Here is a 23,238-nt window from a genome sequence, read left to right as displayed (position 1 = left end):
CCATTTGCTTTTCGTTCTTTTTTATCTAGCGTGCGCCCAGAATTCGAGCAGATCGCTTTTGGTGACGATGCCCTCAAGCAGGCCATTGTGAACGACAGCGACTGCCGAGTGCCCCATGTTGAAGAGCGTATAGGCCTCGCGGGCCTCGGAGACCGCGTCCAGTACGGGGAAGGCTGGTCCCTGCAACTGGCCGACTGTGGTCGATTCCAGGGGCTCTCCGCTCGCCAGGCGACGTAGCAGCAGGTCTTCGGTCAGGCTGCCCACCATCTTGCCGCCCTCCATGACGGGCGTCTGGCTGATACCATAGCGCCGCAGCAACTCAACGGCATCGGCGACCGAGTCGTTGGGGGTAATGCTGACCACCAGGGGCATGCTCTGTGAGTGCGAGCGGCGATACGCCAGCACATCCTGCATGACTGGCTGCTCGCTCTCAGCCTGAACCAGCAGGTTGTTCTCGCGCATCCAGATACGAGCACACACCTGCTGCTTCCTGGGAACTCCCTCAAACACTCATCGAAGCACTTTTTCTGTGGCAGAAGAATTTCAGTTCCAAACCTCTTGACAAAACACCAGTGCCAGTGTAGAATGTCTAAGTATCGACATTCATGACTGTGACTGAAGTATTCATGGGAGGGATCACCACTATGGCTTACGAGAAGGATATCGTGTTCAACGCAGAGCAGCAGGAAGCTCTTGCGCAACTGGTAAACGACCGATTGAGGGCATTCGATTGGACACGCAAGGAAGCGGCAGAGAAAGCAAATATTATGCCAGATAAGGTGAGTGTTCTCTCCAGGACCGCACCTGCTGGAATGCCATATGGCTATTTCCTGAAGGTCATGCTCATCCTTGACATAGATCTTTACCAAGTGTGCAAGCTGCTCGGACTCACTGAAGAGGTTGAGCGCGAGATGCAATTTTGGCCGGACAAGTACCCCAACGCCAGACGTGGCCTCGCACAAGAGTCGAGCGATCCACTGACAGCTCTGGTCGCGACACTTCCGGCACACAAACAGGATCAGGCACGTAAAGTGATTGAAGCCATCTTAACAACCATCTAGGAGGAACTATGAACGGAGACGACACGTTTCAGAAGTCAGCGATAGAGGGTTTCATCAAGACGCAAGACAATCTGGTTGAGGCTCCTGGTGAGTACGATCTTGCCTATCGCTGGAAGGATGGGCCGATTGCTCTCGGCTTCAAAGACCTCGGAGAGGACATCTATCAATTGGTCTACATCACCGATGAGATAGATAACCAGTGGGAGGACTGGATGAATTAGAAATAAGATTGACCCCTTACCAGATCGGTAGGGGGTCTTCTTTTATTTGACAGCAGGTAGAACCGCAGTAGCCGTTGAGGGCTTGCCCTGGTTCATCTGGTAGACCGCAGCCTCAATCAGGGTGTCGATCTGTGCAGGTGTCGCTTTCACACCAGCAGACTTGAGCAGGCTGTTGATGAGATTCGTCGCATAGTCCTTCTTGACTTGGCCGGGAACAAGCGCCTGGGCCTGCTCCACAGCAACAACCGCCTGATTGACGATAGCTTCCACCTTCGTTCGCTGTGCCTCTGGGAGCTTAGCCACCAGAAGCTTATAGACGTAGGCAACGATGGCAACCACAAGAGGGAAGCCAAACTGAGTGATAAGTGCAATCTGGATGTCAGTAAGGTTCATGTGCTTTTCTCCTAAGCAATTTTACTAGCAGCAGCCTGAAGGGCAGTAATCAAATCGTTGAGGATTTCAGTCTTGTCAGGGGCGTTTGCAATCTGGTTTTGCAGGGTAGCCACCTGGGCCTGAGCCGCAGCCGCATCCTTCGCCGCCTGATCAACCTGGGCCTGTTCCTTGTCCACCTGGGCCTGGAGCGCAGCCTTCTCCGACTGAGCCTGAGCCTGGAACGCAGCCAGTTGATCGTCGCTCGCTTTCTTCGCGGCTACCGCATCAGAGAGAGCCTTGTTTGCAGCATCGAGCTGAGTCTGGAGCTGCGTGGAGTTGCCGAGCTTGGCGATCTGGTTCTGGAGAGCGGTGATCCCCAGGATGGCCTTGGCGAGGTCGGCATCCAGCTTCAGCAGGTAGCAGGGAGCGTAGGGATTGTGGAACGAGTCGACCTTCCCGTTAGGGTCGTAGACCGCGATGCCTCCCTCAAACAACTGCCACACAACGCCAGGGATGTTGTACTGCTCATTCCCCTTTGGGAGCCGGAGCGCACCACCAATCTTGCGATAGAAGTCGAGGAGGCCACCCAGGACTGCGAAGCCGTTGTTGCACTGCCAGCGGAGGGGGTTGGTTGATACCTGCTTAAAGTAGGTGCTCGCGAAGGGATCAGAGATTTGAAGCATATCATCTCCTAAGTAGTTAAAGAGGTCTTGCCAGGGATAGGTGCCAGGACAACGAGCGCGATCAATCGGGGAGATGGAGAAGTGGCCTGTGATACCACCGTACTTGTCGGCCTTTCGCTTCGGGATGCCCCAACGATCACAGATCTCGCGAATGAGGGCAAAGGATGCAGCCTGCTGTGCAGCCGTGAGAGCATCTGAATTATCAGTATGTGGCTTCACGTGCTCAATCGAGATGGTCACGTAGTTGGGGTTGAGAGCTGTAGACCACCAGGGATCACAGCCAGTCTGGGGTCCACCGTTGCCCCAGGCTCCATCTTTCTCCTGTACACACTGCACGACCGTACCGTCCTGGCCGATGACGTAGTGCGTGCTGACGGGATTGTTCCCGCCCTGTGAGTTGATGAAGCCCTGAGCGACACCTTGTGCGCTAGAGCCACCAGCAGTCCCATGCAGGATCAACCACTTGGGCTTGTAGCCAGCGCGATTGGGGAAGAAGTTACTGGTGGGCATTTGGATGATGTTCATGTGACTCCTTACTTGAAAGTCTGGAGGATGTTGTAGAGAGTCCAGATGAGAGCGGCGATAGAGCCTACATACATGAGGAGCTTTTGCGGGGTAGAGACAACCTGCTCTTTAAGATTCTTCACCTCCTCTCGCAGGTGCTCTATTTGGGGTTCGACCACGTCCTTGCGTGCATAGTCGTCTTTCAGGGACTCGTAAATCCTGTCGAGTTGCTCCTTGAGGGGTTCGATTGCGTCCACCACAATTTGCCTGATTTCTTGGTAGTCTGGGTTAATCTGCGGTGACATGCTCAATCGCTCCTGTGTCGGTATCGAGATGCCAGTCACCATTCGAGATGTCGATTTCTATCTCGTCCTCGATGACCTTCGCCAGGGAGGCGCGGATCGTCTGGAGCATGGCTTCGTAGTGCTTGGCGAGGAGAGTCAGCTCTTGCACTTGCTTGAGGGTAGGGAGAGTGAGGTACTGTTTCAAGGGGAGGACTCCTGGGGGAAAGGCAAGCTAGGCGTAGAGGTTGGTGAGGGTGATGGTGGTTGAATAGGTCAGCACGTTCGGGGTCTTCGCGAGGATATCGAGTACTGCCTGATCGTTCGCGGGGTCGAGGAACACATCTGCTATAAGCAGAGTATTTAGTTGGTTGAGTTGTGCATCGCGAGGGTTAGCACCAGTGCCGTTGTACACGAGTCCAGTCAGGGAGAGCGCCGCGATGGATGCGATGTCAGGCTCCAGACCACCGGGAACAGACCAGTCTACGGCGTACCAGAATGTTCGCTTAATACAGGATGTGGAAGTCATTATGTTCTTTCCTTACTAAAACTTAATGGCGACTGCTAACCAGGAATAGGCGCTCTGGGCAGAGACTCCAAATGTTGTGGTGCTGAACCCTGTTACAACGGGGATTGAACTTGGAGGCGAACCGAAGGAACCCGTGTATTGGACGAGGACGAGATCAGGAGCTATGCCCCAATTGTGCGTGATCGTTTGGGCACCAGATCCATTAAACAACTGAAAGCGGCTGATAGAACCTGATGTAAGGGCGATACTATTGATATCCAAACGGCCATCAGACGTGATCTGTGCCTGCACAACACCGTTCTGGTCCTTGACATTTAGGGTGCCGCCGAAGGTCGGGTGCGTAGGTGCGACCACAGTAAGGGTCGTATCCGCTGCGGTATCGTAGACGTATGAGACGGCATTATCAATCGACCGAAGGAAGTAGAAGGTAGACCCGCCCACCTTCGTCCTGTAGACTTTCCTCCCGGTTGTGCCTGTGGGTCCGACACCCAAACTTTGGTAGGTGACTGCTGTATTTCCAGTTGTGGTTGTGGCCGATGTTGCAGGACTTAAAGCCGTTTCACCACCATCTGCTGTAGTGTAGGTATAGGCATACTGATAGGCACCCACGCTCAAGCTACCACCTGCCTGTACAACGGTCTGCGCTCCGCTTGGGGGAGGACCACTTATCGCCTGAATATTCACGTTGCCAAGGCTGGAGAGAAGCTGACCGGGCTGCATTGCAAGTGGGCCGTAGACGTTCGTCGTTCCCAGGTAGGACGTACCGTTGATGGTGAACGTGCCATTGCTGATCGTGAGGTTCCCATTGCCATCGGTGATGATTTTGCCAGTATCAAACTTGACCGCACCATCAGGGAATAGCTCAATAACATTGATGCCATTCTGGTCCTGCATCCGTAGGTAGCCACCAAACTTATCGTGCGCGCCCGCGACAGACGTGAGCGCGGTATCAGCCGCCGTGTCGGTATAGGTCGTGGTGGTGTTGTTCCCTATCGTTGTGACCAGATACAGTGGCGAGCTTGTGCCTACCTTCGAGCGGTAGATGTTGCGGTAGGTCGTACCAGCAGGACCAACTGGGATATTCGAGAGGGCGACCTGGGCACTGGTGCTCGTGGTGGTGACGGTGGCTGTGGTGCCTGGGAGTGTCTGACCGACGCCCATGCCGTAGGTGATGGCATACGTGTACGCACCTGTACCCATGCCAGTGCCCGCAACCAGGGCGAGGGTAGGTGCCGCAGGTGGCGTGTATGCGATCTGCTTGAGCATCAGCGTGTTATTGATAGTCACTGGCTGGTCGGCCATCGCTCCAGTCAGCAGATTGTAGTAGTCGTTAAACCACTGAGCCTGGACGAGGTTGGCTGCACCTGTACCGTTTTGTCGAACTATGAGTGCCATGCGTATTCCTAACTATTCACTATGGTGAGGTTGCCATTAATCTGCACGTCGTTCTGCCCAAGCGAGTGATCGTAGCCCAACGTGAAGTGATTATGCAGATTGCCCTGGCTGATAGTCTGGGAGTCGGTGAGGCCACAGGTAGCGAAGTATGCTACCGCCATCGTCGCCGTAAAGTAGAACTGGATAGTGTACTGCCCATTCCCGCTGGAGTAGCCCGCACCAGAGGCCAGTCGCAGTCCTGGGAAGTTGACTGGATCGTACTGCACCTCAGTTGTCAGGTTGGAGATAGTGTCATTCGCACTCACCTGTCGTACTACCGGGGCATTGGCCGGGTGGGAGTTTTGCAGGGGAGTAGAGAGCGTATAGGTGTAGGGAGCAGACGTGCCACTCACCGAGCTAAAGGTTACTACCTCCTGGTTAATACTCCCGATATCTACAACTACCTGGGTGTCTCCCGACTGATCGACGCGAGTGTTCAGTGAGAAGGACATATCACCGGGATTGGCTTGTGCGTTCAAAGGGGAGTAGAACGACTCGACTGCGAGGTAGATGGGAGCAACATAGTTGCCAGAGGGAGCGGAGGCCAGAGCCGTTAAGCCATAGTTCGTGAACAGATTCTTGCGTTCGAGGCGTGGTATCCAGATCTCCCGGCGAGAGATAGGAAGCCACTCGCGTTCGAGCACTGTCCACGTGCAGGCGAGCTTGAGGTTATTCATGTCCAAGTAGTCCCATGTTTGTATGCGCGAGGATGCGAGCGGGCGAGAGAGCGTAGTTGTAGATGGCAGCATGGGCCATGTTTCCAGCCGCATAGCCACTTCCATCAACTCTGCGACCGATGTTGGCACCTGCTGTACCAAAGCCGTAATTGCCTACACTGATATATGGAGCTGGAGCGCCGTTCAGGTAGAGGGCAATTGTGTGGGTAGCCGCCTGCCAAACACCGACGATGTGATACCACCTATTCAGGCTTGCTGTCGTGGCAAGGTTGGCAATGCCACCAGAGTAGTTGACCTGGAAGGTAAAACCGCCTGTTGCCACCGCAGCTATGTGGATCGCATTCGTCCCGTCCACGTTGATGGACATGTAGCGTGGCGAGATAGCTGCCGTTCCCTGGTTGGCAAACGAGGAGGTGTTGACCCATATCTCATAGGTTGCATCAGTGCCACGTGGGAGGCCAGTCATCGGGAGGTTGATGTAGCCTGTACTTCCATCGAAGGCGTCTGCATTCGTAGGCCAGTTCAGGATCGGTCCAGGATGGCCGAGCAACACACCACCAGTGAGTGCTCCATTCTGTTGCTGACTTCCCAGGTCGTTCACCACCGTACCGCTCGACTCATCCATAGAGTAGTAGCGTATAGGGGCATCAGCGAGAACGGAGTTCACATAGTTGGGACCACCAATGCTACAGAAGCCAGCGTAGGCATCACGACCGTCACCCAAGGCAAAGGTATGCGCGAGGTAGGTGCCAAACTTGGTCGTAGTTGTACTGACAGAGAAGCTGAGGGAGAGGTTCTCGTTCTGCTCCTGGTCGTCAATCTGGGTCGTGGATTCCTGTGAGGAAGTGTCGTTCGGTTGGGCAGCAGCAAAGAGGTGGTTGAGGATGTCCACCATCGACCAGTTCCATGCGCCGCAGGTCACATCGTATTCAAAGAAGCCATTGCCCATCGGCTTAATATCGACTTCCTGTACGATGAAGGAATCATGGATACCGCGAATGGAGTGATCCACACGCAGGACCATACCTGACTGCAAGCCCGAACGCCAGCATCGCAGCTTCAGCGTCCTGAGTCCATACGCTTGCTCCAGGAGAAGTACCTTCGCTCGCTGGATAGCGACCTGGGTATCCACTACCGTCTGGTCGCTGACGGTGCCATCAAAGTAGCCACCGAAGTAGCGCACAGAAACGGGATCAGGGAGGACCACCATCAGAGGAAGTTCATAGCGGTATTTGCAGGTCACCGTCGAGCCTGCTGGTGGAGCGATGTCGAAGGTCAAGGTGTGGGCGTCAGCATTGAGCAACACATCGGCGGTGCCACCCTGGCTCCTGAGCTTGTCTTTGAGTGTGGTGCCTGCTTGATAGCCAATGGTTTTCTCGACGCCGTTGACGTAGGCATGGACCTTACCGTCACTCGCTGTTCTTGGGTAGTAGGCCAGAAGGAAGGTGGTGTTATTGCCGTTGACCTGGGGAGAGAGGTCTTGCACGAAGTCGTTGGAGGGTTTACGACCACCATAAAAATACACCCTGTTTATGATGGCATTATCATCGATCTCATAGGAGTCCACACCAACCTGGAAGCTGGTCACAAAGTCGGGATTGTTCGACAGCTTGAACGGAGCGGTTGAGGCAGAACCAGGAGACACGTAATGGAAGTTCTTATAGGGATCAACCCATGCCTGATACCCGGTGCTGTCGATGATGTCAGTGAGACAGTCAAGCAGCGTCTTGTTCCGGTAGTTCTTCAGGGAGAACGTCATGGAACCAAGCGTCGGGATCGTCTTGATGTTGATCTGGGGCGCATACTTCTGAAGCAGTTGCGTCAGGATCTGTACGTCGGAACCGGAATAGATGTCATTGACAATCGTGCGAGCGAACGTCTGATAGTAGTCCACCCCTTCGAGTTGGGTGTACACCTGCGTCGTTTCTGTCTGGTCAGTGATCTTGGTGAGATATCCGCCAAAGATGCGGTTGTTGTTCGCATCATAGATGACGATCTCGCCGTTTCTCACCAACATCGGTTGTGTCGGTCGCGTACCGGAACCAACGGCAGTGGCAGCAGGACCAAGTGAGGACTTCAGCGTGAAGGTCGACGCACGAGGACTGGCCCCTGAGCCAGAGCCAGCGCCCTGACCCAAGGTGTCCTTGATGTCAATCGAACTTTCGTCGATGTACGGTGTGATGTCCTGCCCTGCGAGTACGACCTTTATCCCACCTTGCGTGACGCCTCTAGGGCTAAAGGGAGTAGTGACAATGGGCATGAGGTTATCTTCCTTGTCGGTTGAGTCCGTTGAGTTGCATTTGTCCAGTCAGATGATTGAACACAGCAGTGCCAACCGTCTTCCCATCCACATTGAGGGCGATGTTGGTCACCTGACCTTGCTGGCCCTGGCCCCCAACCGAGTTGAGGCGAGCGACAGTCGGCGTGTTGATACCAGTCGCAATACCATTCGCAACGTGGCTGACTGCTCCAGTGACCAGATGTGTATTCTTCGTGATGCCCGTTGCCATCATCTTCATCATGTTCGGCATATACTGATCAGAATCACTCAGTGGCCCCTCCTTCGTGGGGGAGTGGAAGCCGAGGAAGGACCAAACCGCTTTCGCCGCACCTGACACCGCACCTATCAGCCTGGGTATGTTATCGGTAATACCTTTTGCTAGCATATTGATGAAGTTTAATCCAGAGGTGTACAGCATGTGTCCAACATCTACGAAAGGCTGAACGAGACTCTGGTATATTCTATGACCAAAGCCACCTAGGTACTGCCCTACGCTATTGATAAACCCTGGTGCCCACGACGCGAACCAATTCTTTAACCAGTTGAAGGCACCCACAGCCCCGTTCCACGCCCACATAATAGCGCCTGTAATTTTTCCCATAGCGTCCCTGGCCGGGTTGACAAAGAGCGCATTGATACCGGAAACGACGATGCCCCACGCGGCTTTGAGGAGCGGAATCCCGGTGCCGTTGATCCAGCCGACTGCCGCATTCCATCCAACCTGAACCCAATGCCAGACGAAGTTAAAGGAATCGACGAAGGGCTTCACAAACACGATGTAGAGGAAGCCGACTACTGCGGCGAACGCTGACTTGAGGGCTGGAAAAGCGGTGCCACTCAGCCAGCCGAGAAAGTTGTTCCAGATGATGACTGTCTGCTGCCCCAGCCATTTGAAGCCTCCGACCACCATGTCCACAAAACGCTGTACGTAATAGTTGTGGTTATACAACCATTGCATCGCGGTAACTGGAAGCATGAAGTAGGCAACCATCATATGGACATACATGCCAAGAGCGGTGACAATCCCGCCCCAAACGGCCTTGAGTGCATTGCCTATCGCATGAATCGATGTATTCCAGGCTCCCTGGATACCATGCCAAATTCCAGACAGCCAGCTCACGGTACTCGACCAGGCGGATTTCACTCCGTTGGCTACGGATTGCACCGCGTGGACGGTCCCGCCCCAGACGCCAATGAACCACTGAACCACGACTGCCCATGCGTTGTGGAACCAAGCAATCACTGATGCAGTTACCGATTTGATGCCATTCCACAAGCCCACGAAGAAGCCTGAGATCGGCCCCCACCAGGCAATGACTGCCGCTGCTGCTATTCCTACCAGGACGACGATACCCGCGATCACCAGGGGTATCCACCCTATCACGGCGATAAGCATTATGAACCCTGCCGCAATACCAAGAACCACGCCGATAATTGGGACCGCGACAATCAGAATGAGAGCCATGATGGCAACAAACTCCTTGGTTGACGGGTTGGCTTTGCCGAGCGTGCTGACGAAGGTATTGAGGCTATTAAGGATTGGTGTCAACCACTGCACCACTGGAAGCAACAGCAAAGACCACGTGGAGTTCCAGGTTGATTGCAAGCGAGCGAATGACTGGTTGAAGTCTCCACGGATTTTGTCAACCGACTGTCCCAGGTAGTTGGTATCCTCTGCGTTCTTTACATTTTTCGCACCCTGCTGGAGGTCGGCCTTGATGTTTGGGTTGGCTCCCATGACCTTACCAGCCTGACCGGATCGAATATTAAGGATGCTGCGCAAGTCCACGGCTGCCTGTGAGTCCGGTTGTTTAGCGAGGGCAGCGAACAGGTCACTCACCATTGTTGGCAGGTCTTTGAGGTGTCCCTTCATGTCGTACATGCTCACGCCAAGAGCCTTCAGGGTACTTGCAGCCGTACTTGATGGTGCAGAGAGCGCGGCCATCATATAGTTGAGGGCTGTGCCTGCCTGACTCACATCGGGCATACCATGCTGAGACAGGTAGATCAGGGATGACATAACATCCTCGAACGGGATATGGAGTGACGAGGCTGATGGTCCAAGGCGCTGGAGGGCTGACATCAAGCCGTTGACATCAGGGATACCGTTGAAGAATGCGTAGGAGAGCGCACTTGCGTACCTCGTTGAGTCTTGTGCAGTGGCACCGAAGTCATGCAGGGCTGTGGTCATGAGGTCGGCTGAGGTCACCATATCGGTCTTGGTGATTTCTGCGAGGTTCATTATTGCAACTCCCAGATTATCATTGACAATCTGAGCCGTGTTATATCCTCGCTCGCCCAATTGCTGGAAGCCGTCTGACACCTGCTGCGTCGAGAACATGCCCTGGTCGGACAGTCTGACGATGGCATCATTCAGGGTCTGCACGTCGGTGCCTGTGGCCTTAGTCGCAATCTGAGCGCGAATGAACGCATCCTCCAGGTTACCAGAACTTATGACTGCGTTATCAAGGGTGGTATTGAGCTGCATCAACGTCTGTGATGTCTGCTGGAAGGCCATCGCAAGCATGAATAAACTAGCGCCAGTAGACTTCGTTTTATTTCCGGCACCCTCAGTAGCATCCCCTGTCGCAGTCTCCGCTGTGGTCAGGTCTTTGGCGACAGCCACTGTAGCGAGCATGGACGCATCAAGCTCTTTCATGTCGTCCATCGCAGTGAGCGCCTTCTTGCCCATGTCCGTCATGATGTCGCCAGTTCCGATTGCGATCTCACCAAAGTCCTGGAACGACTGGCCCGTGTTGTTCATGTTGGTACGGATACCAGCGACGGTTGTTCGGAACTTCGACAGGATGTCGTTGGTGCCAATGACAACGGAACCTAGTTCAAGGAGTGCTTCACTGAAGTCCATAGATGCACTCACGAGATTGGTCATAACAGCTCTGGTGTCGATCAGGCCCGTTGCAAATTTTGCAAGCCCACTGGTTGCGTCATCCTGGAGAAAGACACGCAGGCCAACGCTTGCGTTATTCGCCATAGTCGTCCTCTTCGTCTTCAATCACAAGATCAGTCACCTCACTCGCTCGACCTGACGAATCGTTTGACGATCTGCGCTTCATGTCTTGATTTTGCCGATACTGATGCGCCGACGTTTCCTCAAAGTAAATGCTGAGTAACTCGGCCTCGCCCTCTGGTAGCTTGAGAACTACCGCAGGGGTCCAGCCGAATTGCTCATAACATTGGAGTCGAAACCCGAAGGATTCAGGCGGGATGGTTGGGTTGGGAGAGCCTTCCTTTAGGAGTGATCGGCGAAGCTCTACTCGGAAGGCGTCGTAAAAGGCTGCTTGATCTCGCGCCTCTTATTGATGCGCTGGAGGACTACCTGGGCCACAGCCTCGGCACCCTCAGAGAGCATGATTCGGATGTTCTCACGCGAGACAGGCACCTTGCGACCGGAACTGTAGACGAAAGGCCAGGAGACAATACAGCGATAGAGTAGCTCCACAGCGAAGGCAGCTTCGTCCATCTCGACGATCTCGACCTCACCATTGGGCTTCACTTTCTGCTTCACACCAACAGCCTTGGCCGCAGCCTTATCCTCGAAGGAGAGGCCACGCTTGAGACGAAGGGGAACCAGACGGTCATTGATCTCGACCTCGATGCGATCACCTTCGTCAGTGGCATCCTGGGCAACAAAGAAGTCTTCAAAAAGAAATTGTTCGTTCTCACTCATAGTGGGGTTTCCTTATACGGTGTAGCTAGCGACGAGATTCTGCACGAAGGCCGAGATCATGGGAGAGCCACCAGTCTGGTTGGCTGTGGAGATGGCGGTCGCTTTCGCCTTGATTAAGACGTTGTCTTTCGACAGGTCGTGGTCCATGCTGTCGTAGGAGATGATCGGCACGCTGATGTTGAGTTCCTGGTAGTAGGTGTTCGCACCATCTACGCCAAGGGACGGACCTTTGACATCAATCGTGAAGCTGTCGTCAGTGCGACTCCCGTTGAAGAAGTGGTTGTAGAGCGCGTCTGTATCAAAGCGAGCAGTAAAATCGACCTTGACCGTTCTTTCGCCGAAGTAGACAGCAGCGAAGTCGGCAGAGCCACCAGCGGGATACCACAAGGTACATTTCTGATCGAACTCAATCATCACATCATCAATGTCGAGCGTCGAGACGCCACCGAGCGTGATCTGCGGAGCATAACCAGCGAACGGCTGAACCGGGCTAAAGGTTGGGGTGAGCTGCGCTCCGGCGTACTTCACCGGGTACAGATGCTTGAGGGCGACATCATTCTCCAGCACCTTGCCATCTGCCGCGAACTTGAGGGTCCACTTTTCCACGACCGCATAGGCACCGACATAGACCGCTGCGTCGTAGTTCTTGAAGAGGGTCAACGTCTTGGGCTGGTCGGCCAGGGCGAAGGTGTGCTTGTGGACGTTGGGGAGGTTGGTGGCATCAGGCTGCGTGCTGGTCACAGCACCCCAGGCACCAAGCATAAAGTAGGGACTCGTGTCAGCGTAAAACGGACCTTTGGGGTCAATCGCGCCTTCCCGAATCGTATCGACAATTCCGTAGACACCATCGCGATTGCCGCGCTCTTCTTTAAGCTGCTCGCGCTTTTTGGTGCCTTTCATGATTGATTTGGCCGGGTGGTAGACGGTGGGAGCGACCAGGGCAGTGCCAGGGGTTGATTCCACACCGACACCAAGCCAAGATCGTTTTGAAAGAGAGTAACCTGCCATGTAGAGGCTCCTAGCTTGTGGGGATATTGAATTCGAGGATCACGTCGAGGTTGACAATGAGTGCAGTGAAGACTTGCGCAGCCTGGACAAATTGGGTGACACCACCATTGGAGACAGTGATGTTCTGTGCGAGGCCACCTAAATCCTGGTTGCCCCAGGCACTAAAGGCTTGCATGTAGGGATACCAGTAGGAGTATGCGGCCAGGACATTCTCTTGGAAGTTCCCACGGCGAATGAAGTGCCTGATACCAAAGGTGAGCTTGGTGTACATCTTGCCATTCGAGTCGCCCAGGATCTTATAGGTGGAGAGGGGGATCACCACACTTCCATCCTCTGGAGGACCATCGGGTGGCTGCTGATAGACAACGGTAACGCCTGCAATCTGCGTCTGGACAATGTTGGCAATGGCTGCAACAACGGGGGAGATAACGGGGTCTTGTGGTTGGTAGACGGTCATATGCGCACGCCACCTCCTGATGTAATGGCATCAACGGCTGCTTGCATACCAGCATCACCGTACTTTTCGAGGAGAGCCAGGTCTTCTTCACTCGCTGCATCTCCATACATGTTGGCTCCGGCGTACCCCTGTGCCCATTCTGCTGTGGCCCACATGCCGTTGATGCCGCCCACGTTCAGGGGATCGGTGCCATCGGGCATAGGTGGGCCTTCCACGTAGATTGCGTAGGCGCGACCACCATTGGCAAGCTGATTGGCAGTGCCAGTCCAGAAGTGGGCAATCTCATCCTGCTGAGGGTCAATGTTCGCTGACCACGTCTCATCCGCTCGAAGGGAGCCAGTGGCATCTGGAGTGCGATCAATGATGCGCTGGGCTTCCTCTTTCGCATATAGCTCTGCCTGGCTCTTGATTCCAGTTCTGACCGTCATTCCCCAATCAAGCCCAAAGATGTTGGAGAGATCGAGAATTTCAACCTGCATCATCGGGTGTAGAAGAACCTTTTCTTGTAATGCTTGAGGATGTCGTTAATGTCGTCGGGGATAGTCTTAGTGTATTTCTGCCGAGCTGCACCTTGCTCGATAAGGGTGTCGGAGTAGTTCGTATCGCGCATCTTGACGTAGAACGCTACGAGGCGAGCAGTGGCGCGATTGATGTCAAGCGGGATGGAGCCATAGCCCCAGGTGCCAGTGACGATGTAGTTCCGCATTCCGGTGTAGAAGGGAGCCTGGGACATGCGCTCCAACTTCCAGCCAGGATTGCGGTTCTCAGGGCCAATCACAATGTCATTCGTGATATCCTGCTGCGAGGTGAGTACTGTGTTAAAGTACCCATCGTAGCCCACACTCTGTGCGTAGGACACCTGGATGACCTTACTGATTGACTGCACCCATTCACCGAGCATCAAGTACTGCGTGTCATGGCCGGAGAAGGTGCGAGTGGTGCCTACCTCCGTCTGGAATTGGTAGCCAACTTCGTCATCAATCCAGGTCTGCGCCTCTGGTATCAGGCTTGCAATCCATGCGTCATTCGCTGTGGACTGCGAACCTAATACCAGCTTCACGTCAGAGAGTTGGCAATACGGATTGTTCGTATACGCCATAGCTCTCCTTATTACGCGCTCTTCAGGACCAGGGCACGCTCGGCGTGGATCAGCTCCGCGTCATAGTCGGCCAGGATACCGAAGCGGCGACGGCGACCCATGTCATACAGCGTTGGATCGATGATTGGCTGTGGACGACGCTTCCACGCGATTGCGGCCCAACGAGGAGCGAGCAACATCGCGTTCTGGACAGGAACCGCACCAGCAGAACCTTCAGCCGTGTTCTGGATATAGTTGGTGACGACAACGCGACACCCATGCAGAGCGCCCTTTTCGCCAGTCAGCAACCGATCAGGCGCGGCATACCGCAAGTCCTGACGTGTGTTCTGGTCCATCATGAGGGCAGCGTACTGTGTCGGTGAGATGTAGAGACGGTAGTAGCCATCATCAAACGGGACGTTGTTTGCCTGCTCAAGAGCCGCAACGGCGTTCAGGATCAACTGGTCGCTAAAGGTGTCGGTCGTGGTGATGGTGGCAGTCGCTTTGTTGTTGGCATAGAGTGCGCTGAGCTTGGTCGCGGTGCCAGGTACGGTCGCGTTGAACAGAGCGGCAAAACGGCCTTCGATGTTCAAGCTCATGGAGTAGCTCAGGCGATCCATAACCTCTGCAATTCCGTCATATTTCAGGCGGTCAAGGGCTTTGCGAGTGACTTCAACAGCCATACCGACTTCGGTTGGTTTCAGGATAATGGAGCTGGCATTGTTGAGCTGAGTCAGCGTGATATCGGTGCCCTCAGTCAAGGTGCCAAGCGCGGCCAGGTCAGGCAGAATCGGGATATAGACCTGATCGCCAGCTTCAGGGGCCAGGAGGTCCGTATTCTCAACGACGCTTTGCTGAAACACGGCACGCAGGCGCAGGTTGCGCTCGATGACAGACGCCCAGATTTGGGGGATCAGGGCCTGTAACTGTGCGCTGGAGGTTGAACCAGTCGCTTTGAGGATCAGTTCATCAGTGGAGAGAGTCATGTGGGGAGAAGCCTTTCAGGGGAGATTATTCGTAGAGCATACCTTCGGTCAGCGCACGATTGGTCAATGCACTAATCAGAGCCTTGTCGGTGTCATCCAGGGCTGCGGGGTCACTGGCTTTCTTCAGGAGGTGCTTGACTGGATCAGCATCGCGGGAGTCTTCAGGGGCAACGGTGCCAGTGCGGCCAACACCCTCGCGAGAGAAGGTCGTCGCTTTCTCAATCTTGGCGTCAATCGCCTTGCTGAACTCGCCAAAGGAGGAGATCAGGAGGTTCTGCACATCTTCAAGGGAGACGGAAGGAGCAGCCTTCTGGACAGGCTCAGGGGCAGGCTGAGAGGCAGCAACGGGGGTGCGAGCATCGGTAACAGCTTTAGCGATCATCGCAGCGAAGTCTTCGGGGGTCATTCGGATTCCTCTTCTAGGCCATACGCTTTAGCAGCGATGATTGCGGCCTTTTGATTAACTGGATAGGGGGCGACAGTAGTTTCGATAAGTGGATATATTTCGGTGAAGCGCCTACCACCACCGGGGATTTTCTGGTAGCGAGTCGCGTTGCCGATGAAGGAGAAGCCACCGATGTTGCCCTTACGGACAGCGCCAGCAGCGACAGGTTCGGTGAGCACACCTCTGGCATAGAAACCATTTCCGGTGCCTGGGAAGTGTTCAAACTCTGCTGCGTCTCGTGGATGCGAGACTTCGTGGAAGATCTTTCCATCCCGGACAAGCGCACCTTTCTGCAAGTGGCCGACAGGGACTTCAGCGGTCTTATGGTTAAAGGAGACAGGAGCAGATCTGCGGAAGTAGTCATCGATTGACTTTTGGAAGGCTTCTGGCTCGGTGATGTCCTTCTCAAGATCCTGGTCATCGGTCGATACCCAACCTTCAATATTGAGTCCAGCGTCCGACTCCCACGCCTTTGTGATGACGAACTCTTTCTCAATCGGGTTATAGGACTTGTGGACCTCTTCAGGGCCGAACCACTCATCGAGCAGTTCTTCCATCGACTTCTTCACGCCATTGCCAGTGATGCCGAGCTGCTCAGGGGTTCCCTCGCCCTCGTGGGCTTCATGGACCAGCATCTCAGTCAGCATGGCGATGACTTTTTGAAGGATCGTTACGTCGTTCATGGGGTTCTCATTCCTGCGTTGCGATTGGCCTGAACTGGCCCTCGCGCAGCTTGTGGGGAGTTGGATTGTGGCTTGGGGTAGCTGATGCGTACTCGTGAGGAACCAACACCGTCAGGGTAGCTCGCGCCTCCTGGTGGTTGTGGTCCACGAATTGGCGGGGGAGAGATTTGGGCCTGTGCCGCCTGCTGCTTAAAGGATTCGACTTCTGCTTCAATCGCTTCAAGCTGTGCCTGGGCAAACTTGCGAACGAGGTCGAGCGGCATCACTGTCGTGCCGACTACAATCGTTGCATCGTCGCCACCGTCCTGGCTTGGGAGTCCTTTTCTGTTGCGGATGTGGTTCGGAGTGAAGACGCCCATCTTCCAGTTCAGATCGTCGATCTGGGCCTGGAGCAGCTCGTCACGGCTGTCAATCTCTTCGTAATACAGTTCGATGTCGTTGAAGTTCATCCGCTTCTTGACGAGGCGATAGGTCAGGCTCTCCGTAATCTCCTTCAGGAGAGGTTCAATCGCTCTTCGTTTGAAGGTGTACGAGAGGTTGTAGCCATTGGACTTGTTGACATCACCAGAGTCGCCAAGCTCGTTGAGGGTGACACCCAAGATCGCCATGATTTTGCCGCGCACTTCGGCCAGGAGTGCCGTGGCCTCCAGGTCTTTCAAGGCGTAGCCGAACTGTGTGAAGGTCGAGCCACCACGGCTACCAGTCATGATGATGCGGTGATTGCTGGTGGCCTGGTCATTCCAGTAGTCCACAGCCATCTTGAGTTCTGACTCGCTCACATCACCCAGGTCGTACACGCCATACGGGACGTTGGATTCCATGAATTTCCCGCCGATGAAGGCGAGCATCATGTCTTCGATGATGGCGCAGGAGAAGAGTTGTTCAAGGCGTTTCAGGGGATAGACTGAGTTGGAGACAGCATCGCGTCGGAAGTAGATGAGCTGGTCAGGTTCCCAGGCATGGATACCATCGTTGCCACGGATCGGAAGGCCCTGGATGTCAAGCATGTCATAGCCATTCACATCGCCGTGTTCGTCAAAGTCAATGTAGAGTCGAGCACCGTCTACCACGTGCAGCTTTGCTGGGTTGCCGTACCTGTTCTCTTCGATCTCGACACCTGCCCAACCGAGCACAGCCAGATCAAAGATCAGCTTGCTCAGGAAGTGTCGGCCAGTGTCCAGGTCGTTGGGGTTGTGCAGCAAGTCTTCAATGATCTGTGCTCGCGTCTCATCAGCAGGCTTGGCCGGGTCGGAGTTGCGAACGAGGATCTCCACATTGGAGCAGTAGTCCAAGATGGCATTGATACAAGCGGCCACTGTTGGGGTCTTACGGACGATCTCGCGCATGCGTGGCGGTGAGATGAGTCCAGAGGCGTCAGCACCGACGATGAGAGGCTGACCATACTCAGGAGGAGCATTGATCACATAATCGGTCAGGCTCCCACGACTTGCCTTCTTGATGGTGGTAGACAGACTCTTGAAGGCTTTACCAATTAAGGTCATAGGGGTGCCTTTCAGTCGTCAAAGGAGAATAGCTCGGCGAAGGGATCACCTGTCACAGGTTGGGGTTTTGGCGCAATTCGAGAGAAATTGACGCCCATCATAAGGCCCAATCGCCGGGGGATGAGTGCAAGGTGAGCCGCCAGGGCGAGAGACATCACAATGTCGTCGTGCCCTTTCTTGGCCTCCATGCGAATGTTCTTGTTGGCCGTAAACTCATAGGTGAAGTTTTGCAGCTCACTAATGATGTCCCGGTCGTAGGGGATCAGGAGCCTATGCTCTGCCATCATGCGGGACAGCTCTTGGATGACTTCATACTTACTCTGGTTACTGAACTTGTAACCTTCAGCCTGGATGTCATTCAGGTCTTCAACTACCGACTCACCAAGCGAGGTAGCATCGATGAGTGTTTCCGCATTGTTGTAGGTAGTATGTTGCTCACGGACAATCTGCTTGTAGACTGTGTAGCCTCGCTTCTGTTGGCGAACCATACTCACCAGGGGAACATTCAGGGGATCGGTAGTATCGAGGGTAGTACTCACGAACCAGTCACGGACGTTGGCAAGGTCAACACCCTGCACATACGTGTGATTCTCTTGTGGTTTATAGGGGAATTCGTAGACACCCGTCTCTTTATCAAGGTAGGGATAGTGTTCGTAGGCCCAGCGAATGGCGCTGGAGGGGAACACAGCCAAATCGTCATCGACAAACTCTGCGAGGTACTCTGTGCGCCATGTCATGGAGTCTTCTCCAACGCGCTTTTTCACTCGCTCTAGGAATCGGGGATCTGCATGGGGATTGCTGGTCGAGGGGAAGTGGAACCGGGTCATCGTGCCAGTATCGTCGAGAGGAGCTGCATCATAGTAGTCTTTAAAAGCGCCAAGCCCAAATGGGGTGGAGATCATGATGATGCCGGAGTCCTTCTCCTGGCCTGTGACGGTCATAAACGGCTCGATTACGTCGGTTAATGTTGTGTCCTTGCAAAATGCAGCTTCATCAACAACAGCAAGGTGACACTTTTTACCGCGAAGGAACTGTGGACTGTTCGCCCCACGCCCATGTATTTCTGTCCCGTTGGCGAGCTTGATTCGAGGAAAGGGGTACTCATTAATTTTGCCTTCGAGAAGGCTGGCAAGTGGTCCTGTGCGGAAGTGGAATGCGACTTCATTAAAGATAATCCTTGCTTGGTCGAGAGAGGGAGCAACGATGAATACTTGCCGATTGGAGTGAGTGACCGCGAACCATGTTGCATAGATCGCCATCGCCACCGATTTGCCCCACTGACGCCCACAACAGCAGATGGTCATGGACTTGATGGCACGAAGCATCTCAATCTGGCCTGGGTGTGGCTCCAGTGGCTCGCCGTTGGGCTTCTTTAGGAAGGCGCGAGCGAAGGCAACCGGGTCAGTCGTCACCTCTTCGACTGAGATAGAGACTTTTTTGTGGGGCATGATACACTTTCTTTTAGGGGGTGGATCGTGTGTTCTAGTAAGCGAGGTGAAATATGACACAATGCCAGCGTTACATCGCCATCATTGTCGAGCCAGACGAGAAGCTTAGGGCAACCTTGAGGGAGATATTCATCGAGAAGACGGTGTTCTGGCCCCTGGTTGTGTCAAACTGCAAGGACGCCTTGAGGATATTAATAGAGGAAGGTGTACCAGAGGTACTCATCGTGGACAATGATCTACCCGATGGGACTGGTTCGGAATGCTTTCGTGACATCTGCGCCCTGGAGCGTGAGCAGCATATGGTTGATCTACGGGATCACACCCGCAAAATTCTGCTCTGTCACAATGATGCCAGCGTTCGTCTACCCAGGCATATAGCGGTGTATCGTGGCCCATATGACTACGAGACGTTGGCTCGCTTAACACCGTATCTACGGATGAGGAGGACGAGAAACCAGGACACCCCGCCGAGAGGGAAGAGGAGACGGGGTGCGTGATTGGAAAGGGTTATTTGGTTGGCATGTAGATCAGCGTTCTATCACGAAGCCGTTTGAAATGGATCTTCTGGATTCGTGAATAGTGAGGGCTGTAAATCCTTCGATGTAGCGGCTTGCGCTTTTTTCAACACTTCTAGGCTCATTGGTATGTCGAGCCGCTTATGATGCTCTACAAGATCTTCGATGGTGATAATCTGGATACGTGGGTAATTGCGGCCCATAAGTGCGTGTGTGTACATACCAGCGGCATTCGCTTCGTCTTTCATACCCTTTGTTGGTGGATTAAGTGTAAGAATGACAGCTAATTCAGCTCCCTCGCGCATCCTATCATTATTTAATTTCGATGTATCGTCACGCCCAACATTGCCGGACTTGACCTGAAACACGATTTTCGCATTCTCGTCCTTGCCTGTAAGGAAAAAAGCAGTACCATCAATACCCTGGTCGCCGCCTTTCTTCTCGTTAATGATGGCGCGATTGTTCGAGTAGGTCAGAACAGCCCATTTCTCAAACTCTTTGCGTACCCTATCGTCCTTCTTATGCACCAGAGCTTTCACTGAAGACATGTCTCTCGGAATACCGTTAAGATTGATGTTGTTGATAGTTTCTTTGCCGTATTGTCCTTCTAATCGGCGGAGAACAAGGGAGATACTTTGATAGGTGATGTCTATCCCTATCCAGTTGCGTCTCAAACGTTCAGCAACAGCGATGGTTGTTCCACAGCCACAATAGGCATCCAAAATCACGTCGCCATCATTGGAACTAACAGAAATAATTTTCTCAAGAAGGGCTTCAGGTTTTTGTGTGGGATAACCCAATCGTTCTTTTGACGCTTGATTAATGGGTGGGATATTCCAAAAGTCAACTGGCATTTTTCCTTCTTTCAAATAATGCCGATAAACTAACTCTGGATGTGTGTTTTCCCACTCAGGAGAAACATCCCGGTGCCCTTTAATGGGACTTCCTTTAATAAATCTCCCCATTAATCGATATTTACCATTCTCATCTTCATATCGGAATTTAGCTTTTCCCGATTCAGAGAACTCATCTAAAATGTCATCCCAGTTAAACGCATAGTCTTTACTTTTAACATAAAACAACAGACTATCGTGTCGTCTGCCAAAAGCATGTTTTGAAACTCTTCCGCCAATTTCGTAACACCAAGCTATTTCATTAACAAAATTTCCGCCTTGTGAACAAAAAATAGCATCCAATAGCAATTTCAAATAATGGCTTGCGGTTGGGTCACAATGCAGGTAGAAACTTCCGGTTTCCTTCAAAACTCGATGGATTTCTGTAATGCGAAGAGTCATACTAACGAGGTAAGCAAGCAAACTGCCCTTTTTCAAAACTGGTTGCAACCCTCTAATGAGATCAACCACCTGCGCTGTAAAGCGGCCTGTATCGTTAGCGAGAATTTCTGCAAATCCCTCATTTGCACGTTCATCCCATACCCACGTATCTATGAACGCCTGAGCCTGTGCCCGATCTTCGCTACCGATGTTGTTGTAAATCTGATTGTAGTTGCGCTTACTGTTGAATGGTGGGTCAATATAGCAAAGATCGACGGTTTCATCCTTGATGTATCTTCGCAAGACCTCTAGGTTATCGCCATAATAAAGCTGATTTTTCATGCGTCTCTTCCTCTTACGGACTTTGCTTCATTGCTGATGGCATTGACGGATTGAATTAATTTAGGGATCGGCTTGATTATAGCATATTTTGGGTATATAGTGCCCTTTATTCTGGGCATGAATGAGGGGTAGCGATAGAGGAAGGGTAGTGGCCGTAGAGGTTACTCCGTCAGGACGGTATCTGCATCGATTGGCTCCAGCAGGGGCACTTTCTCCAACAGCACGATCTCAACGTTCGGCCACTTTTTCTGGAGGTCAATGTTCGCCTCCTCAAGGGCACGCATCATCAGAGCGCCCAGATATAGCTTTAAATTCTCCATTCAGTCGCCTTTTCTTTGGGTCGTATGCTAAAAGAGAGGGGGGTAAAAGATATGGATGACTGCTATGATAACTGCTACATCGAACTTGGGTTTGATAAAGAACTTCCCTGTGTCATTTGCCGAACGATGACAAACTGTGGTGTGGCCGTTTGCGCTGATATACTGGCTCTCACAGCACGTGAGTATGAGAGAACATGGGTACTCTACCCTTACTGCGAGCAGCGTAGTGGATGTAGAGACAAATTATGGGAGAAAGTGAGAAATCCCAGAGGGCAGGATTCGAACCTGCGACATTAGGGTACGCTAGCATCCCTCACGCTGCTCAGGCCACCGTACATCCTCTGCGTTGTACTTTCGCTTTGGATGCCTTCTAGTGTGGTGCTACGCGCTGTTCTTCCGCTGAACTACCTCCGGCATGGTGTTGGCTGTACCACTGCCCGTCATTTAACCTGGACGCTCAGGAATTTCCAGGCACCAACTGGCTCCCGCGAATGGACTCGAACCACTAACCTATGGATTAACAATCCACCGCTCTCACCATTTGAGCTACGCGAGAAGGGGGAAAGGCAGTTTACCGACATGCCCAGGTCCAGTGGCAGCAGTTGGAGTCGAACCAACCATCTCTCACAGCCGTTGTGAGTGTTTCCACCGGGAGTACTATACCGTCATTCGGTCAGTTTTACTCTCTCATGACCAGGAGAAGCCCCCACTTTTTAGAGCGGAAACCCGATTGTGAGTCGGTTTTGGGAGCATGGACCGCTTCGGCATCCATCATTTCTGAAGCTATGCCTCACACAGTGGGGATCGAACCCACGCAGCCGAAGCACGACTGCTGCCTGCGCTGTTACGCAGGTGCCCGGTCGCTCATTTGACCACTCTGACATGTGTTTATCGCGGGTCAGGGGGTCGAACCCTGATCTGTGGCTTATGGGGCCACTGTGCTAGCCGTTGCACTAACCCACCTCTCGTGGCGGTTCTTTAACGTGTTTATCCACACTTATCCCTGAAACACGGAAGGTTTCACTCAGAAGACCTACAAACCTAGTGGGACCAGGAGGACTTGAACCTCCGACCGCCAGCGTCCCGGCTGCTCTCCCAACTGAGCTATGGTCCCTTACGGGGCAGTTTAACGTCTCCCCTATTCGACGCGCCGTTTTCAGCGGATTCAGTACGGCGAAACCTGGGAGCATTACTCGTTATTCTGATTCTTTAACAATTCTTCGCGCTGCTTCTTCAATCTTTCCATTTCTGCCAGACTCTCACGATATTGCCTCTCAAGGCGTTCCCCCTCTTGTTGCAGTATTTGGACACGCTGCTGCCGGATTATGGTGTCTCTCTGCAACTGAGCTATCTGTTGTGCTCGTAGCTCTTGCTGCCTTGCATAGGATCGTGCGCTGCCGCGTATAAGACCACGTACTAAACCGCCAAACATGATTAAAACTCCTTTAA

Annotated in this window: 26 protein-coding genes, 3 tRNA genes and 1 pseudogene; 3 read left to right on the top strand and 27 right to left on the bottom strand. The window is 53.3% G+C overall.

What is annotated here, in order from left to right; genetic code table 11:
* Positions 1 to 21: 21 nt before the first annotated feature.
* The gene (locus tag JMJ04_RS19630; protein ID WP_236038082.1) at positions 22 to 510 is read right to left on the bottom strand and encodes a CBS domain-containing protein; all 489 of its coding nucleotides are present in this window, start codon (positions 508 to 510) and stop codon (positions 22 to 24) included.
* 134 nt (positions 511 to 644) lie between these two features.
* Between JMJ04_RS19630 and JMJ04_RS19625 the strand changes: the two genes are divergently transcribed.
* A complete protein-coding gene (locus tag JMJ04_RS19625; RefSeq protein ID WP_201372115.1) occupies positions 645 to 1,061 on the top strand; it encodes a hypothetical protein in 417 nt (138 codons plus the stop codon).
* Positions 1,062 to 1,069: 8 nt separating this feature from the next.
* Positions 1,070 to 1,282 carry a hypothetical protein gene (locus JMJ04_RS19620; protein ID WP_201372114.1) on the top strand — a complete coding sequence of 71 codons (213 nt, stop codon included), beginning with the start codon at positions 1,070 to 1,072 and terminating at the stop codon, positions 1,280 to 1,282.
* 42 nt (positions 1,283 to 1,324) lie between these two features.
* Here the strand turns inward: JMJ04_RS19620 and JMJ04_RS19615 are convergent, their stop codons facing one another.
* From JMJ04_RS19615 to JMJ04_RS19525, 19 genes are all read right to left on the bottom strand, one after another.
* The gene (locus JMJ04_RS19615; protein ID WP_201372113.1) at positions 1,325 to 1,675 is read right to left on the bottom strand and encodes a phage holin; all 351 of its coding nucleotides are present in this window, start codon (positions 1,673 to 1,675) and stop codon (positions 1,325 to 1,327) included.
* A gap of 11 nt (positions 1,676 to 1,686) precedes the next feature.
* Positions 1,687 to 2,862: an N-acetylmuramoyl-L-alanine amidase gene (locus JMJ04_RS19610; protein ID WP_201372112.1), complete on the bottom strand. Its 1,176-nt coding sequence runs from the start codon at positions 2,860 to 2,862 to the stop codon at positions 1,687 to 1,689.
* Between the two features lie 8 nt (positions 2,863 to 2,870).
* Entirely contained in the window at positions 2,871 to 3,146 is a 276-nt protein-coding gene (locus JMJ04_RS19605) for a YtxH domain-containing protein (RefSeq protein WP_201372111.1), read from the bottom strand.
* Positions 3,130 to 3,330: a hypothetical protein gene (locus JMJ04_RS19600; RefSeq protein ID WP_201372110.1), complete on the bottom strand. Its 201-nt coding sequence runs from the start codon at positions 3,328 to 3,330 to the stop codon at positions 3,130 to 3,132. Before JMJ04_RS19600 ends, JMJ04_RS19605 begins: the two co-directional genes overlap by 17 nt.
* Positions 3,331 to 3,357: 27 nt before the next feature.
* Positions 3,358 to 3,651 carry a hypothetical protein gene (locus tag JMJ04_RS19595; protein WP_201372109.1) on the bottom strand — a complete coding sequence of 98 codons (294 nt, stop codon included), beginning with the start codon at positions 3,649 to 3,651 and terminating at the stop codon, positions 3,358 to 3,360.
* A 15-nt stretch (positions 3,652 to 3,666) separates the two neighbouring features.
* Entirely contained in the window at positions 3,667 to 5,046 is a 1,380-nt protein-coding gene (locus JMJ04_RS19590) for a hypothetical protein (protein ID WP_201372108.1), read from the bottom strand.
* 8 nt (positions 5,047 to 5,054) lie between these two features.
* Positions 5,055 to 5,762 (bottom strand): hypothetical protein, encoded by a 708-nt coding sequence (locus JMJ04_RS19585; RefSeq protein WP_201372107.1) that lies wholly within the window; start codon positions 5,760 to 5,762, stop codon positions 5,055 to 5,057.
* Positions 5,755 to 8,022: a LamG domain-containing protein gene (locus tag JMJ04_RS19580; RefSeq protein ID WP_201372106.1), complete on the bottom strand. Its 2,268-nt coding sequence runs from the start codon at positions 8,020 to 8,022 to the stop codon at positions 5,755 to 5,757. Before JMJ04_RS19580 ends, JMJ04_RS19585 begins: the two co-directional genes overlap by 8 nt.
* Positions 8,023 to 8,026: 4 nt before the next feature.
* Complete coding sequence (locus JMJ04_RS19575) at positions 8,027 to 11,035, bottom strand: phage tail tape measure protein (protein ID WP_201372105.1); 3,009 nt, start codon at positions 11,033 to 11,035, stop codon at positions 8,027 to 8,029.
* A 279-nt stretch (positions 11,036 to 11,314) separates the two neighbouring features.
* On the bottom strand, positions 11,315 to 11,731 hold the full coding sequence (locus JMJ04_RS19570; protein WP_201372104.1) for a hypothetical protein: 417 nt from the start codon (positions 11,729 to 11,731) through the stop codon (positions 11,315 to 11,317).
* A gap of 12 nt (positions 11,732 to 11,743) precedes the next feature.
* Positions 11,744 to 12,739 carry a phage tail tube protein gene (locus JMJ04_RS19565; RefSeq protein ID WP_201372103.1) on the bottom strand — a complete coding sequence of 332 codons (996 nt, stop codon included), beginning with the start codon at positions 12,737 to 12,739 and terminating at the stop codon, positions 11,744 to 11,746.
* A gap of 10 nt (positions 12,740 to 12,749) precedes the next feature.
* The gene (locus JMJ04_RS19560; protein ID WP_201372102.1) at positions 12,750 to 13,196 is read right to left on the bottom strand and encodes a hypothetical protein; all 447 of its coding nucleotides are present in this window, start codon (positions 13,194 to 13,196) and stop codon (positions 12,750 to 12,752) included.
* Positions 13,193 to 13,678, bottom strand: a complete 486-nt coding sequence (locus tag JMJ04_RS19555; RefSeq protein ID WP_201372101.1) for a hypothetical protein — start codon at positions 13,676 to 13,678, stop codon at positions 13,193 to 13,195. Before JMJ04_RS19555 ends, JMJ04_RS19560 begins: the two co-directional genes overlap by 4 nt.
* The gene (locus JMJ04_RS19550) at positions 13,675 to 14,295 is read right to left on the bottom strand and encodes a hypothetical protein (protein ID WP_201372100.1); all 621 of its coding nucleotides are present in this window, start codon (positions 14,293 to 14,295) and stop codon (positions 13,675 to 13,677) included. The genes JMJ04_RS19555 and JMJ04_RS19550 overlap by 4 nt, the downstream gene beginning before the upstream one ends.
* An 11-nt stretch (positions 14,296 to 14,306) precedes the next feature.
* Complete coding sequence (locus JMJ04_RS19545) at positions 14,307 to 15,260, bottom strand: phage major capsid protein (RefSeq protein ID WP_201372099.1); 954 nt, start codon at positions 15,258 to 15,260, stop codon at positions 14,307 to 14,309.
* A gap of 25 nt (positions 15,261 to 15,285) precedes the next feature.
* Complete coding sequence (locus JMJ04_RS19540; RefSeq protein WP_201372098.1) at positions 15,286 to 15,666, bottom strand: hypothetical protein; 381 nt, start codon at positions 15,664 to 15,666, stop codon at positions 15,286 to 15,288.
* Positions 15,663 to 16,388, bottom strand: a complete 726-nt coding sequence (locus tag JMJ04_RS19535; protein WP_201372097.1) for a hypothetical protein — start codon at positions 16,386 to 16,388, stop codon at positions 15,663 to 15,665. Before JMJ04_RS19535 ends, JMJ04_RS19540 begins: the two co-directional genes overlap by 4 nt.
* Positions 16,385 to 17,890 (bottom strand): phage portal protein, encoded by a 1,506-nt coding sequence (locus tag JMJ04_RS19530; protein WP_201372096.1) that lies wholly within the window; start codon positions 17,888 to 17,890, stop codon positions 16,385 to 16,387. The genes JMJ04_RS19535 and JMJ04_RS19530 overlap by 4 nt, the downstream gene beginning before the upstream one ends.
* Positions 17,891 to 17,901: 11 nt before the next feature.
* A complete protein-coding gene (locus JMJ04_RS19525) occupies positions 17,902 to 19,338 on the bottom strand; it encodes a terminase large subunit domain-containing protein (RefSeq protein ID WP_201372095.1) in 1,437 nt (478 codons plus the stop codon).
* Positions 19,339 to 19,391: 53 nt separating this feature from the next.
* Here JMJ04_RS19525 and JMJ04_RS19520 point away from each other — a divergent pair, with 53 nt between their 5' ends.
* Positions 19,392 to 19,835: a response regulator gene (locus tag JMJ04_RS19520; protein WP_201372094.1), complete on the top strand. Its 444-nt coding sequence runs from the start codon at positions 19,392 to 19,394 to the stop codon at positions 19,833 to 19,835.
* A 41-nt stretch (positions 19,836 to 19,876) separates the two neighbouring features.
* Here JMJ04_RS19520 and JMJ04_RS19515 read toward each other — a convergent pair whose 3' ends face one another.
* The 7 genes and pseudogenes from JMJ04_RS19515 to JMJ04_RS19485 all read right to left on the bottom strand — a co-directional run bounded on the left by JMJ04_RS19515 (position 19,877) and on the right by JMJ04_RS19485 (position 23,221).
* A complete protein-coding gene (locus JMJ04_RS19515) occupies positions 19,877 to 21,469 on the bottom strand; it encodes a DNA methyltransferase (protein WP_201372093.1) in 1,593 nt (530 codons plus the stop codon).
* Positions 21,470 to 21,630: 161 nt separating this feature from the next.
* Positions 21,631 to 21,789 (bottom strand): hypothetical protein, encoded by a 159-nt coding sequence (locus tag JMJ04_RS19510; RefSeq protein ID WP_201372092.1) that lies wholly within the window; start codon positions 21,787 to 21,789, stop codon positions 21,631 to 21,633.
* A 479-nt stretch (positions 21,790 to 22,268) separates the two neighbouring features.
* Positions 22,269 to 22,345: transfer RNA gene (locus tag JMJ04_RS19505), tRNA-Asn, on the bottom strand.
* Positions 22,346 to 22,382: 37 nt separating this feature from the next.
* Positions 22,383 to 22,456, bottom strand: a pseudogene (locus JMJ04_RS19500).
* A gap of 224 nt (positions 22,457 to 22,680) precedes the next feature.
* Positions 22,681 to 22,752 (bottom strand) — tRNA-Met (locus tag JMJ04_RS19495).
* 82 nt (positions 22,753 to 22,834) lie between these two features.
* Positions 22,835 to 22,903 (bottom strand) — tRNA-Val (locus JMJ04_RS19490).
* 75 nt (positions 22,904 to 22,978) lie between these two features.
* Positions 22,979 to 23,221: a hypothetical protein gene (locus JMJ04_RS19485; RefSeq protein ID WP_201372091.1), complete on the bottom strand. Its 243-nt coding sequence runs from the start codon at positions 23,219 to 23,221 to the stop codon at positions 22,979 to 22,981.
* Positions 23,222 to 23,238 lie beyond the last annotated feature (17 nt).

This window comes from Ktedonobacter robiniae, assembly GCF_016587375.1.
GTDB classification, from domain to species: Bacteria; Chloroflexota; Ktedonobacteria; order Ktedonobacterales; family Ktedonobacteraceae; genus Ktedonobacter; species Ktedonobacter robiniae.
This window is presented reverse-complemented; position numbering and strand designations above follow the sequence as displayed.

Excerpts from the sequence above, each read along its gene's own strand:
- JMJ04_RS19625 (WP_201372115.1), top strand. The coding sequence starts at position 645 with ATGGCTTACGAGAAGGATATCGTGTTCAACGCAGAGCAGCAGGAAGCT.
- JMJ04_RS19620 (WP_201372114.1), top strand. The coding sequence starts at position 1,070 with ATGAACGGAGACGACACGTTTCAGAAGTCAGCGATAGAGGGTTTCATC.
- JMJ04_RS19615 (WP_201372113.1), bottom strand. The coding sequence starts at position 1,675 with ATGAACCTTACTGACATCCAGATTGCACTTATCACTCAGTTTGGCTTC.
- JMJ04_RS19610 (WP_201372112.1), bottom strand. The coding sequence starts at position 2,862 with ATGAACATCATCCAAATGCCCACCAGTAACTTCTTCCCCAATCGCGCT.
- JMJ04_RS19605 (WP_201372111.1), bottom strand. The coding sequence starts at position 3,146 with ATGTCACCGCAGATTAACCCAGACTACCAAGAAATCAGGCAAATTGTG.
- JMJ04_RS19595 (WP_201372109.1), bottom strand. The coding sequence starts at position 3,651 with ATGACTTCCACATCCTGTATTAAGCGAACATTCTGGTACGCCGTAGAC.
- JMJ04_RS19590 (WP_201372108.1), bottom strand. The coding sequence starts at position 5,046 with ATGGCACTCATAGTTCGACAAAACGGTACAGGTGCAGCCAACCTCGTC.
- JMJ04_RS19585 (WP_201372107.1), bottom strand. The coding sequence starts at position 5,762 with ATGAATAACCTCAAGCTCGCCTGCACGTGGACAGTGCTCGAACGCGAG.
- JMJ04_RS19580 (WP_201372106.1), bottom strand. The coding sequence starts at position 8,022 with ATGCCCATTGTCACTACTCCCTTTAGCCCTAGAGGCGTCACGCAAGGT.
- JMJ04_RS19575 (WP_201372105.1), bottom strand. The coding sequence starts at position 11,035 with ATGGCGAATAACGCAAGCGTTGGCCTGCGTGTCTTTCTCCAGGATGAC.
- JMJ04_RS19570 (WP_201372104.1), bottom strand. The coding sequence starts at position 11,731 with ATGAGTGAGAACGAACAATTTCTTTTTGAAGACTTCTTTGTTGCCCAG.
- JMJ04_RS19565 (WP_201372103.1), bottom strand. The coding sequence starts at position 12,739 with ATGGCAGGTTACTCTCTTTCAAAACGATCTTGGCTTGGTGTCGGTGTG.
- JMJ04_RS19560 (WP_201372102.1), bottom strand. The coding sequence starts at position 13,196 with ATGACCGTCTACCAACCACAAGACCCCGTTATCTCCCCCGTTGTTGCA.
- JMJ04_RS19555 (WP_201372101.1), bottom strand. The coding sequence starts at position 13,678 with ATGATGCAGGTTGAAATTCTCGATCTCTCCAACATCTTTGGGCTTGAT.
- JMJ04_RS19550 (WP_201372100.1), bottom strand. The coding sequence starts at position 14,295 with ATGGCGTATACGAACAATCCGTATTGCCAACTCTCTGACGTGAAGCTG.
- JMJ04_RS19545 (WP_201372099.1), bottom strand. The coding sequence starts at position 15,260 with ATGACTCTCTCCACTGATGAACTGATCCTCAAAGCGACTGGTTCAACC.
- JMJ04_RS19540 (WP_201372098.1), bottom strand. The coding sequence starts at position 15,666 with ATGACCCCCGAAGACTTCGCTGCGATGATCGCTAAAGCTGTTACCGAT.
- JMJ04_RS19535 (WP_201372097.1), bottom strand. The coding sequence starts at position 16,388 with ATGAACGACGTAACGATCCTTCAAAAAGTCATCGCCATGCTGACTGAG.
- JMJ04_RS19530 (WP_201372096.1), bottom strand. The coding sequence starts at position 17,890 with ATGACCTTAATTGGTAAAGCCTTCAAGAGTCTGTCTACCACCATCAAG.
- JMJ04_RS19525 (WP_201372095.1), bottom strand. The coding sequence starts at position 19,338 with ATGCCCCACAAAAAAGTCTCTATCTCAGTCGAAGAGGTGACGACTGAC.
- JMJ04_RS19520 (WP_201372094.1), top strand. The coding sequence starts at position 19,392 with ATGACACAATGCCAGCGTTACATCGCCATCATTGTCGAGCCAGACGAG.
- JMJ04_RS19515 (WP_201372093.1), bottom strand. The coding sequence starts at position 21,469 with ATGAAAAATCAGCTTTATTATGGCGATAACCTAGAGGTCTTGCGAAGA.
- JMJ04_RS19510 (WP_201372092.1), bottom strand. The coding sequence starts at position 21,789 with ATGGAGAATTTAAAGCTATATCTGGGCGCTCTGATGATGCGTGCCCTT.
- JMJ04_RS19485 (WP_201372091.1), bottom strand. The coding sequence starts at position 23,221 with ATGTTTGGCGGTTTAGTACGTGGTCTTATACGCGGCAGCGCACGATCC.